Origin of the sequence: Mesoterricola silvestris (assembly GCF_030295405.1) — a bacterium.
GTDB classification, from domain to species: domain Bacteria; phylum Acidobacteriota; class Holophagae; order Holophagales; family Holophagaceae; genus Mesoterricola; species Mesoterricola silvestris.
The window spans coordinates 2,144,428-2,155,776 of sequence record NZ_AP027080.1 but is presented as its reverse complement, the minus strand read 5'-3'; the positions used below and the strand labels follow the sequence as shown (position 1 = coordinate 2,155,776).

At 68.3% G+C, this 11,349-nt stretch carries 7 protein-coding genes; 4 read left to right on the top strand and 3 right to left on the bottom strand.

All coding sequences use genetic code 11. From position 1 onward, the window contains the following. Positions 1–20 precede the first annotated feature (20 nt). The 4 genes from R2J76_RS09320 (at position 21) to R2J76_RS09305 (ending at position 7,858) form a co-directional block, all read left to right on the top strand. Complete coding sequence (locus R2J76_RS09320) at positions 21–1,100, top strand: efflux RND transporter periplasmic adaptor subunit (protein ID WP_316415574.1); 1,080 nt, start codon at positions 21–23, stop codon at positions 1,098–1,100. 3 nt (positions 1,101–1,103) lie between these two features. Continuing rightward, complete coding sequence (locus R2J76_RS09315) at positions 1,104–4,256, top strand: efflux RND transporter permease subunit (RefSeq protein ID WP_316415573.1); 3,153 nt, start codon at positions 1,104–1,106, stop codon at positions 4,254–4,256. Next, complete coding sequence (locus tag R2J76_RS09310; protein ID WP_316415572.1) at positions 4,253–5,656, top strand: efflux transporter outer membrane subunit; 1,404 nt, start codon at positions 4,253–4,255, stop codon at positions 5,654–5,656. The genes R2J76_RS09315 and R2J76_RS09310 overlap by 4 nt, the downstream gene beginning before the upstream one ends. A 324-nt stretch (positions 5,657–5,980) precedes the next feature. Further along, positions 5,981–7,858 carry a S8 family serine peptidase gene (locus tag R2J76_RS09305; RefSeq protein WP_316415571.1) on the top strand — a complete coding sequence of 626 codons (1,878 nt, stop codon included), beginning with the start codon at positions 5,981–5,983 and terminating at the stop codon, positions 7,856–7,858. Between the two features lie 110 nt (positions 7,859–7,968). Here the strand turns inward: R2J76_RS09305 and R2J76_RS09300 are convergent, their stop codons facing one another. From R2J76_RS09300 to ltrA, 3 genes are all read right to left on the bottom strand, one after another. Beyond that, on the bottom strand, positions 7,969–8,547 hold the full coding sequence (locus R2J76_RS09300; protein ID WP_316415570.1) for a GNAT family N-acetyltransferase: 579 nt from the start codon (positions 8,545–8,547) through the stop codon (positions 7,969–7,971). A gap of 70 nt (positions 8,548–8,617) precedes the next feature. Beyond that, positions 8,618–9,583, bottom strand: a complete 966-nt coding sequence (locus R2J76_RS09295; protein WP_316415569.1) for an isoaspartyl peptidase/L-asparaginase family protein — start codon at positions 9,581–9,583, stop codon at positions 8,618–8,620. 243 nt (positions 9,584–9,826) lie between these two features. After that, positions 9,827–11,107 (bottom strand): group II intron reverse transcriptase/maturase, encoded by a 1,281-nt coding sequence (gene ltrA / locus R2J76_RS09290; protein ID WP_316411877.1) that lies wholly within the window; start codon positions 11,105–11,107, stop codon positions 9,827–9,829. Positions 11,108–11,349: the final 242 nt, after the last annotated feature.

Sequence of the window (11,349 nt, the reverse complement as noted above, 5' to 3'; positions counted from 1 at the left end):
TCAACCCCCAGGGATTTCCGATGAAGCACCTTCTCCCCCCGATGCTCGCCCTGCTCCTGGCGGGCTGCTCCCATTCCCCCCGGCCCGCGGCTCCGGCCCAGGTGGGGGTGGTTCCCGTGGTGCAGCAGGACGTGCCGCTGGTGCGCGAATGGATCGCCAACCTGGACGGGTTCGTGAACGCCGAGATCCGGCCCCAGGTGGAGGGGTACGTGCTGCGCCAGGCGTACCGCGAAGGTTCCGCCGTGCGCCGGGGACAGACCCTCTTCGAGATCGATCCGCGCGCCTTCCGGGCGGCGGCGGACCAGGCCCGGGCCGCCCTGGCCCGGGACAAGGCGGCGCGGGACAAGGCCCGGCTGGACGTGGACCGCTTCACGCCCCTGGCGGCCCAGAAGGCCATCTCCCAGCAGGAGCTGGACAACGCCGCGGCCGCCCTGAGGCAGGCCCAGGCCGCGGTGGACGCCTCCCAGGCGGCCCTGGACAAGGCGGCCCTCAACGTGGAGTGGACCCGGGTGGCCTCGCCCATCGACGGCGTCGCGGGCATCGCCAAGGTGCAGATGGGGGACCTGGTCAACGGGACCCGCGTCATGACCACGGTATCCACGCTGAATCCCATCAAGGCCTACTTCAGCGCCACGGAGCAGGACTACCGCGACTGGGCCCGGGACTGGGCCAAGGGAGGCGGCAAGGGCAGCCTGGAGCTGGTGCTCTCGGACGGCACCGTCTACCCCAGGCGGGGCGATCCCCTCCTGGCCGACCGGGGCATCGATCCGCGCACCGGCACCATCCTGGTGGCGGGCACCTTCCCAAATCCCGACGGGCTCCTACGTCCCGGGCAGTTCGGCAAGGTGCGGGCGGCGGTGGCCCTGGCCCGGGGCGCCCTCCTGGTGCCCCAGCGGGCCATCTGGGACCTGCAGGGCACCTCCCAGGTGGCGGTGGTGGGCCGGGACAACAGGGTGGACATCCGGGTGGTGCAGACCGGGGCCAAGGCGGGCCCCCTGGTGGTCATCGAGAAGGGCCTCAACCCCGGTGAACGGGTGGTGGTGGAGGGGACCCAGAAGGTCGCGAGCGGCCAGCTGGTGGCGCCCGTCCCCGGAAAGTAGCCCGTGCCCGAATTCTTCATCAAGCGCCCCATCGTCGCCATGGTCATCGCGGTGATCACCCTCATCGCGGGGCTGGTGTGCATGCGCGGACTGCCCGTGTCCCAGTTCCCCGAGATCGTCCCGCCCCAGATCCAGGTGTCCACCAGCTACACCGGCGCCGACGCCGTCACCATCGAGCAGTCCGTGGCCGCGCCCCTGGAACAGCAGATGAACGGCGTGGACAACATGCTGTACATGCAGTCCACCAACGCCAACGACGGCACCATGAGCGAACTGGTGACCTTCGACGTGGGCACCGACGTGAACCAGGACCAGGTCAACACCCAGAACCGCGTCGCCCAGGCCCAGCCCTTCCTCCCCGCGGAGGTGAACCAGAGCGGCATGACCATCCGCAAGTCCACGGGCACCGCCCTGCTGCTCATGGCGCTCTACTCCCCCAAGGGGACGTACGACGCCCTCTTCCTCAGCAACTACGCCACCATCAACCTGGTGGACCCCCTGTACCGGGTGCCGGGCGTGGGGCAGATCAACATCTTCGGGGCGGGCGACTACGCCATGCGGGTGTGGGTGAAGCCCGATCTCATGGCCAAGCTGGGCATCACCGTCGCCGAGGTGAACCGCGCCCTGAGCCAGCAGAATTCCGTCAATCCTTCGGGGCAGCTGGGCGGCGAGCCCATGCCCCCGGGCCAGGACATGACCTACACGGTGCGGGCCCAGGGCCGCCTCCTGGCGCCCGAGGAGTTCACGCGGATCGTGGTGCGGGCCAACCCCGACGGTTCCGTGGTGCGGGTGGGCGACGTGGCCCGGGTGGAGCTGGGCGCCATGTCGTACAAGCAGGTGGGCCGCTTCAACGGCCAGCCCAGCTGCATCGTGGCGGTGTACCAGACCCCGGGCTCCAACGCCCTGGAGGTGGGCAACGCCGTCAAGAAGGAGATGCGCAACCTCCAGGCCCGCTTCCCCGCGGACCTGCAGTTCACCACGTCGGTGGACACCACCCTGCCGGTGAAGGAGGGCATCAAGGAGATCGTGTGGACCCTGGGCGAGGCCATGATCCTGGTGATGCTCGTGGTCTACCTGTTCCTGCAGAACTGGCGCGCCACCCTCATCCCCATGATCGCCGTGCCCGTGAGCCTCATCGGCACCTTCGCGGTCTTCCCGATGCTGGGTTTCTCCATCAACACCCTTTCGCTGTTCGGGCTGGTGCTGGCTATCGGCCTGGTGGTGGACGACGCCATCGTCGTGGTGGAGGCGGTGGAGCACCACATCGAGCAGGGCATGAAGCCCCGCGAGGCCACGGTGCAGGCCATGAAGGAAGTGGCGGGGCCGGTGGTGGGCATCGCCCTGGTGCTCTCCAGCGTGTTCATCCCGGTGGCCTTCCTGGGCGGCATCCAGGGCCGGCTCAACAAGCAGTTCGCCGTGACCATCGCCATCTCCGTCCTCATCTCGGCCTTCAACGCGCTCTCCCTGTCCCCGGCCCTCTGCGCCCTCATCCTGAGGCCCCGGGAGCAGATGAAGGGGCGCTTCGCGCGGTTCTTCGAGGCCTTCAACGACCATTTCCACGCCGCCACCAATGGCTACGTCGGCTTCTCCCACCGCCTCATCCGCAAGGCGGCCATCCCCCTGGCGGTGCTGGCCGTGTTCGCGGCGATGGATTTCGGCCTGGGCAAGGGCCTGCCCTCGGGCTTCGTGCCCACCGAGGACAGCGGGTACTTCTTCCTGAACTACCAGCTGCCCGCGGGCGCCAGCCTCCAGCGCACCGACGCCGTGGGCCGCAAGGTCGAGAAGATCGTCCTGGAGACCGAAGGTGTGCGCTACATCAGCAACATCATGGGCTTCAGCCTCCTGGCCCGGGTCTCGGCGCCGTACAACGGCTTCGCCTTCGTCACCCTCCAGCCCTGGGACGACCGCTCCGGGCATCACCTGGAGGCCGGCGAGATCCTCAAGCGCCTCAACGGCAGGCTGGCCAGGGAGATCCCCGAGGCCAACGTCATCGGCTTCCTTCCCTCGGCCATTCCGGGCCTGGGCGTCTCCAACGGGTTCTCCCTGTGGCTGCAGGACCGAAGCGGCGGCGAGCCCGACTACCTGGACCGCAACCTCAAGGCCTTCCTGGCCGCGGCCCGCAAGCGCCCCGAGCTCGCGGGGGTCAATTCGCAGTTCTCCACGGCGGCCCCGCAGATCTTCGCGGAGGTGGACCGGGACAAGGCCCTCAAGCAGGGCGTGCCCGTGGGCGACGTGTACCAGACCCTCCAGGCCTACCTGGGCGGGCTCTACGTGAACCAGTTCAACCGCTTCGGCCGCCAGTGGCGGGTCTACCTCCAGGCCGAGGGCCAGGAGCGCCGGGGGGTCGAGGACATCGCCCGGTTCCACGTGCGGGCCTCGGACGGGACCATGGTGCCCCTCAGCTCCCTGGTGACCACCCGGAAGATCCAGGGCCCGGAGTACACCAACCGGTTCAACCTCATGCGCAGCGCCCAGGTGCTGGGCTCGGCGGCGCCGGGCTACAGCTCGGGCCAGGCCATGGCCGCCCTGGAGCAGGTGGCCCGGGAGACCCTGCCCCGGGACATGAGCTACGACTGGGCCGATCTCTCCTACCAGGAGAAGAAGGCCGAGGGCACCACGGGGCTGGTGTTCGCCCTGTCCCTGGTGTTCGTGTTCCTCATCCTGGCGGCCCTCTACGAGAGCTGGTCCCTGCCCTTCTCGGTGCTGCTGTCGGTGCCCATCGCCATCTTCGGGGCCTTCTTCGGGCTGTGGGTGCGCAAGTACGACTTCGGGGTCTTCGCCCAGATCGGGCTGGTGATGCTCATCGGCCTTTCCGCCAAGAACGCCATCCTCATCGTGGAATTCGCCAAGGACGAACTGGAGAAGGGCCGGGACCTGGTGGACGCGGCCCTGGAGGGAGCGCGCCTTCGCCTGCGGCCCATCCTCATGACCTCCTTCGCCTTCATCCTGGGCTGCGTCCCGCTGTGGACCGCCTCGGGTTCGGGCGCGGTGTCCCGGCGCATCCTGGGCACGGTGGTGATCGTGGGCATGCTCGCGGCCACCCTCATCGCGGTGTTCGTCATCCCGGTGCTCTTCGTGGTGGTGGAGCGGCTCTCCACCCGCAGGAAGGGCCTCAACCCCCGGATCCTGCAGGACGAGCAAGAGGAGGGCCTATGAGCCGCCGCCTGCTGCCCCTGGCGGCCCTGGTGCTGACCGGCTGCGCCCTGGGCCCCAACTACCGGCGCCCGGAGGCCCAGCCCCCCGCGGCCTTCCGGGGCCAGGCCCAGGCCGAGGCCGCCTCCCTGGCCGACCAGCCCTGGTGGGACGTCTTCGGCGATCCGGCCCTCAAGGTCCTGGTGGCCGAGGCCCTCAAGAGCAATTTCGACGCCCGCGCCGCCACCTGGCGCGTGGAGGAGTACCGCGCGCGCCTGGGCATCGAGCGCGCCGGATGGCTTCCCGCCATCGTTCCCGGCGCCACCTGGGCGCGGGGCCGGCAATCCACCTACTCCACCAGCGGCCACGACCTGGGCCAGGGCTACGATGTGCGCGCGGGGGTCTCCTGGGAACTGGATCTCTGGGGCCGGGTGCGGCGCCTGAACGAGGCGGCCCTGGCCACCTACCTGGGCGCCCAGGACGCCCGCAGGGGCGTGTACCTCGCCACCCTCGCCCAGACCGCGGCCGCCTATTTCGAGCTGCGCGAGCTGGACCACCGCCTGGAGATCGCGAAAGCCACCACCGCGGCCTTCGGCGAGACCTACGATCTCTTCAGCCGGCGCCTGGCGGGGGGCGCCGCCTCGGCCCTCGAGGCGGCCCGGGCCCGGGCCGCGAAGGCCTCCGCCGCCGCCACCATCCCCGTCCTGGAGAGGCAGATCCAGGCCCAGGAGAACCTCCTGTGCCTGCTCCTGGGCCGCGGACCGGGCCCCATCGCCCGGGGCCGGGACCTGGCCCGGCAGCCCCTGCCCCCCGCCATTCCCGCGGGCCTTCCCTCGGCGCTCCTGGAACGCCGCCCCGATCTCCGGGAGGCCGAGGCGCGCCTGGTGGCCGCCAACGCCGCCGTGGGCGTGGCGAAAGCCAGCCAGTTCCCCACGCTGAGCCTCACGGGCCTGCTGGGCGGCGCCGCCCCCGAGCTGAGCCGCATCACCGGCCCGGGAACGGAATGGTCCGTGGGCGCCTCCCTCACGGGCCCCGTGCTCCAGGGCTTGCGCCTCCAGCGCCAGAAGGACGCCGCCGTGGCCCAGTGGCAGCAGGCCCGGGTGCGCTGGCAGGCCGCCGTCTCCGGCGCCTTCGGGGAGGTGTCTTCGGCCCTGGTGGCCTACCAGAAGGAGGCCGAAGCCGAGAAGGAACTGGCCGGGGCCGTGGATGCCCTCAAGGAGGCCGTGGCCCTGGCCAACCTCCGCTACACCGCGGGCCTCTCCAACTACCTGGAGGTCCTGGACGCCCAGCAGCAGCTGTTCCCCGCGGAAAACGCCCTCTCCCAGGCGAGGCTGGCCAGGCTGCTCACGATGGTGCAGCTCTACAAGGCCCTGGGCGGAGGGTGGAACCTCGCGGATCCCGGGGCGATGGACCCGGGGGCCTGAGGCGGACCGGGATTGATCCAGTGGATGTTTCCGATCTCCTCCGCCGGTGATTGGAAATCTTTATCCCCTTCATCCCTTTCATCGGTGTTCATCCCTGTTGCGCAGGGCCGGCGATGGAATGGGTAGGCGCGCCCGTCAATCGCGTGCACCGACCCATCCAGGCCTTGGCCCTGCGAAACGGGGATCAACTTGGATGAAAAGGATGAAAGGGATAAAGCAGGGCAAACCCTGGCTCCTGAAAATTCCGGCCTGTTTCTGCCATCATGGCTCATCCCCTCCATCAATCCGGCGACCCCTCCGGTCCGCCCACCTGAAAGGCATCCCATGCGTCTTGGCACCCCTGGCCTTTACCTCGGCCTTTCCCTGCTCCTCGTCGCGGGAGCTTCCCCCGCCTTTTCCGTCGATGCGCCGGCGAAAAAGATCGAACTCAAGAAGCTCTCCGATCTCCCCCCCCACACCTACGTCATCCCCGGCAAGCCCAGCGCCTTCGTCCAGGATCCGGCGGCCGTGCGGATCCTGGCGGCGGCCGTGGGCAAGGACCTCCAGAAGGACCTGGACACCTACGACATCCAGGACAAGACCACCCTCAAGCGCTTCCACGGGACCCTGGCCATCATCGCCATGCTGGAGGGGAAGGAGGCGGAAGTGCGCGCCCACCTGGCCACCGTGAAGGGGCTGGAGGACAAGCCCGCCCAGAAGCTCATGAGCGGGCTGATGCTGGGCGCCTACCTGGATGCCAAGGCCAACCCGGGCGGGGACTTCAAGGCCGCCTTCCGCAAGGCCCTGGACAAGGCCCTCGCGGCCCTGCCCTACCAGGAGGTGCAGGACGCCATCAAGGGCCAGAAGGCCGCCATGGAGATCGGCTCGGCCAACCTCATCACCGGCCAGATCGCGGCGAGCCTGGACCCGGTCATCACGGACGGCAAGATCAGCCAGGACCTGGGCGGAGGCCTCCTCGGCGCGGCCTTCCAGCTGGAGACGATCCTGCCCGTGAAGGCGGAGATCGTGGCCAGCCTCACGGCGGTGCTGGATGCCAACAGGACCGCCCGCAAGGCCGACATCTGGGCGGGCCGGGACGAGGCCCTTAAGGCGTCGGCTTCGCTCCATCCCGTGGTCATCGGCATCTGGGATTCGGGCACGGACGTCGCCCTCTTCAAGGACCGGCTCTGGGTGAACCGGAAGGAAGTCCCCGGCAACGCCAAGGACGACGACCGCAACGGGTTCGTGGACGACGTCAACGGCATCGCCTGGGACCTGCATTCCAACAAGGTCGTGGGCCCCCTGGCCACGCTGGAGGGCAAACCGGAGAAGATCCAGGCCGCCAAGGCCTCCCTGAAGGGCTTCGTGGATCTCCAGGCCAACGTGGATTCGCCCGAGGCCGGCGCCCTCAAGAAGCTCCTTTCGACCCTGCCCGCCGCCGAGGTCAAGGACTTCATCGAGGGCGTCAGCCAGGTCAGCAACTACAGCCACGGCACCCACGTCTCGGGCATCGCCGCCAAGGGCAACCCCGCGGCCCGGCTCCTGGTGGACCGCATCACCTTCGACTACCACGTGCATCCCGAGACGCCCACCCTCGAGCAGGCCGCGAAGGACGCCGCGGCGATGGTGCAGTCCGTGGCCTACTTCAAGGCCCACGGCGTGCGGGTGGTCAACATGAGCTGGGGCGGCGACCTCAAGAGCATCGACCACGCCCTGGAGCTGAACCACGCGGGGGGCACCCCCGAGGAGCGGCGCCTCCTGGCCAAGAAGATCTACGACATCGGCTACAAGGCCCTGGACAAGGCCATCACGGCCGCCCCCGGCGTCCTCTTCGTGGTGGCCGCGGGCAACTCCAACAACGATGTGAAATTCGACGAGGTCTTCCCCAGTTCCTTCCGCAAGCCCAATGTGCTGATCGTCGGGGCCGTGGACCAGGCCGGGGACCAGACGTCCTTCACGAGCTTCGGCAACGTGGATGTCTTCGCCAACGGCTTCGAGGTGGAATCCTGCGTCCCCGGCGGCGAGCTCATGAAGTTCAGCGGCACCAGCATGGCCGCCCCCAATGTCACCAACCTCGCCGGCAAGCTCCTGGCCCTCAAGCCCGCCCTGGGCACCCAGGCCGTCAAGGACCTCATCATCAAGGGCGCCGAGGAAAAGGTGGTGGCCGGCAAAACCATCCGCCTCATCCACCCCGCCCGCACGCTGGAACTGGCCCGGCACTAGCATCCTGGTTCCTTAGGCCTACGTGTCCCGGACGTTCGCCCCGGGTCGTTGTCGCCGGCGGGGCCGGCGACAACGATGCGGGGCGAAGGTCCGGGACACGGACGCTCCCTTCAGCCCTTGCCTGGCGCGTAATTGGGACGGCTGGAGGTGGCGGGTTTCCGGCGCTTGGGGGGCGGGCCGTCCCGGTGCCGGAGGTAGTCGGGGTCCCGGGAGAGGTTCCGGGACAGGAAGACGTGGGGGTTCTCCTGGGCGAAGCCCTGCTTGCGGAAGAAGGCCAGGGCGGCCTCGTTCTCGGCGTCCGTGTCCACCATGATCATGCGGGCGCCCTGCTCGATGAAGATCTCCGTGATCCGCTCGAAGAGCCGGCCCGCGATGCCCTTGCGGCCGATGTCCCCGTCCACGCCCAGCCACAGGAGGTAGCCGTAGCACCAGGCGCTGCCCCGCTTCTCCAGGAGGGTGCCCAGGGCGAAGCCCACCACCTCGCCGTCCAGGTCCGCCACCAGGCAGGTCTCGCTGTCGGAGGCGAAGTGCACGGCCAGTTCGTACTCGTCCCAGGTGCGGTACAGCGCGGGCCATTTGTCGGCGGGGAAGAGCTTCTCCCCCAGGGCGAAGACGGCGGGAAGGTCGCCCAGGGCCATCTCCCGGATGACGGCGCTGGCGGCGCTGGGACGGGGTCTGGGACGGGGCATGGAAGCACCTCTGGGAGCTTCCATTATGCGCCCTGAATTTTACGCTGTACTCATAAATTTTACCTGTATTTTACAAGGCCCCTTCACCGAACAGGGCCACGGAGGCCCGGCCGTCGCTGAAGCGGAATCCCCGGAACATGCCGGGCGTATTGAAGGGTTGGGTCACGTGCCCGGCGGCGTCCAGGGCGATGAGGCCGCCTTCGCCGCCCAGCTTGAGCGCCGCGTCCAGGGCCGCCCGGGCGGCCTTGTCCAGGGGGGCGCCCTGGTAGGCCATGCGGGCCGAAACGTCGTAGGCCACCACCGCGCGGATGAAGAACTCGCCCCAGCCCGTGCAGGACACGGCGCAGGTGCGGTTGTCGGCGTAGGTGCCCACGCCGATGAGGGGGGCGTCCCCCACGCGGCCCGGGAGCTTGTCCAGCATGCCGCCGGTGGAGGTGGCCGAAGCCAGGTCGCCGTGCCTGTCCAGGGCCACCGCGCCCACGGTGTCCTTGGTGGTGGGCCGGGCCTTCTCGGACGCCTTCAGCTTCAGGAAGGTCTCCCACTGGCGCGGGGTGCGGAAGTACGTGTTGGGCACCGGCTCCAGGCCCTGGGCCCGGGCGAAGGCCTCGGCGCCTTCGCCGATCAGCATCACGTGGGGGGTCCTCTCCATGACGAGCCGGGCCAGTCCCACCGGGCTCTTCACGTGCTGGATGCCCGCCACGGACCCGGCCTTGAGGGTCCTGCCGTCCATGATGGCCGCGTCCAGTTCGTGGGTCCCGTCCCGGGTGATGGTGGCGCCCACCCCGGCGTTGAAGAGGGGATTCTCCTCCATGGACCGCACCGCGGCCTCCACGGCGTCCAGGGCCGCGCCCCCCTTCTCCAGGATGGCGTAGCCCGCCGCCAGCGCCTTCTCGAGGCCCGCGCGGTAGGCCTTCTCCGCCTCGGGGCCGATGCGCGCGGCGGTGACGTTGCCGGCGCCGCCGTGGACGGCGAGCCCGAAGGGGGCCGCCCCATGGGCGCAGAGCGCCGCCAGGAGGAGGAGAAGGGATCGGAACATGGCGGTTATTCTAGTGTAGGTTGATCAGATCACCGAAACCGTTCGTTCTTTATCCTGCCTTTTCCCCAGAATCCTGTTCATCCCCGTTGGAAATTCGCTGGGAGTTGTCGCCACCTTTGGGTCATGGACGTCACGTAACATTCGCTCCGACCCACCTCTGCGGCGGCCCTGCGGAAACCGGTCGAGTAGCGCGGGGGAACTGCCCCCCCGCGCCCTCACGGATCCGGACGTGAGACTCTCACCTCATCCGGCTCGTCCTGCCCAGCCTCCAGGTCGTATTCCCAGGGTCCAGTGGTAGAACAGCCCTTCTTGCCGCTGGTGGGCAATGTCGCCCAACCAACGAAAGGCTGCCGTCCAGTCCCGGTGGAACCGCTTGTATTTCCGTTTGGCCCAGCGGGCCAGGACCAGATTCAGGTAGTCGAGAAGTTCCAGGCACTCCGAGCGGTGGAACCGCCCATAGTAGTTGACCCATCCCCTGACGATGGGATTGATGAACGAGGCAAGCTCGCTCAGGGTCTTGGTGTTCATCTTCGTCGTCAGTTTCCACTCCCGGATGGCTTCCCGAGCGGCCTTCTTCGCCTTGTCGCTCATGGCCGGATTGAAGCCCACAAAGAGCTTTCCGTCCCGGGTCTTCACCGACCGCCCCCGAAAGGTGTAGCTCAGGAAGTCGAAGGCCGTGTGGTCATGGTCCCCCGGGCGCGAATCGTCCTTACAGTAGACGATCTTCGTTTTCTCCGGGTGGAGTTCCAGCCCCTTGTCCTTCAATCGCCTGCGCACCCCTTCCAGGACGTATTTGGCCTGGGCCAGGCTCACGCAATGGATCACCGCATCGTCGGCATACCGCTCGAACGGGACGTTCGGAAAGACCCGCCCCATCCAGGCATCGAACGCATAGTGCATGAACAGGTTGGCCAGCAATGGGCTGATCACCCCGCCCTGCGGCGTTCCCGCCGTCCGTTCCTGCAGGGTTCCGTCCTCCCGTTGGGCCGGGGCCTTGAGCCACCGTTCCACGTACAGGGGGATCCACTTCAGGGCCGAATCCGACTCGGTATGGTGCCGAACCGCCTTGAGGATCAGGTCATGCGGCAGGTTATCAAAGAATCCTTTGATATCCAGATCGATGACCCAGTCCAGGCGCCAGCAGCGCTCCCTTGCCTTTGCTACGGCATCCAGTGCCGAACGACCCGGCCGATAGCCGTAGGAGTCCTCGTGGAACATGGGTTCCACCAAAGGCTCCAATACCTGCTTGGCTACCATCTGGGCCACTCGGTCCGCCACGGTCGGAATGCCCAAGGGTCTCGTCCGGCCGTCCTTTTTGGGAATCTCCACCCGCTTCACCGGCGGCGGGAAGTAGCTGCCCGACGACATCCGATTCCAGATCTTGTAGAGGTTGCCCTCCAGATCCTTGTCAAACATCGACAGGGTTTCTCCATCCACGCCCCCTGCTCCCCGGTTGGCCCGGACCAGACGCCATGCCTCGGCGACCTGTTCCCTGGAAATGCTGTAAGGCTTCGCTTCAGACACGTGCTCTTCCCCCGGAGGGTTGACCCGCATTTGAAGCCGGACAGGCCGGTCCCTTGGCTCCACCCGCATTACCGGGCATCGTCGCTACTACGGACCGGTCCGCCCCGGCGCCCCGCTTCGGTACTCTCGCCCTACGGGGGACTACCCCTCGGACTTCTCCCTTGGCATCGGGACGCTCGGTTCCCACGTTCCACACAAGAGCCTGGACAGGGCTCGCGCCGCTTCTACGCCGGCCACCGCCC

Excerpts from the sequence above, each read along its gene's own strand:
- R2J76_RS09295 (WP_316415569.1), bottom strand. The coding sequence starts at position 9,583 with ATGTTCCGATCCCTTCTCCTCCTCCTGGCGGCGCTCTGCGCCCATGGG.
- R2J76_RS09320 (WP_316415574.1), top strand. The coding sequence starts at position 21 with ATGAAGCACCTTCTCCCCCCGATGCTCGCCCTGCTCCTGGCGGGCTGC.
- R2J76_RS09310 (WP_316415572.1), top strand. The coding sequence starts at position 4,253 with ATGAGCCGCCGCCTGCTGCCCCTGGCGGCCCTGGTGCTGACCGGCTGC.
- R2J76_RS09300 (WP_316415570.1), bottom strand. The coding sequence starts at position 8,547 with ATGCCCCGTCCCAGACCCCGTCCCAGCGCCGCCAGCGCCGTCATCCGG.
- R2J76_RS09305 (WP_316415571.1), top strand. The coding sequence starts at position 5,981 with ATGCGTCTTGGCACCCCTGGCCTTTACCTCGGCCTTTCCCTGCTCCTC.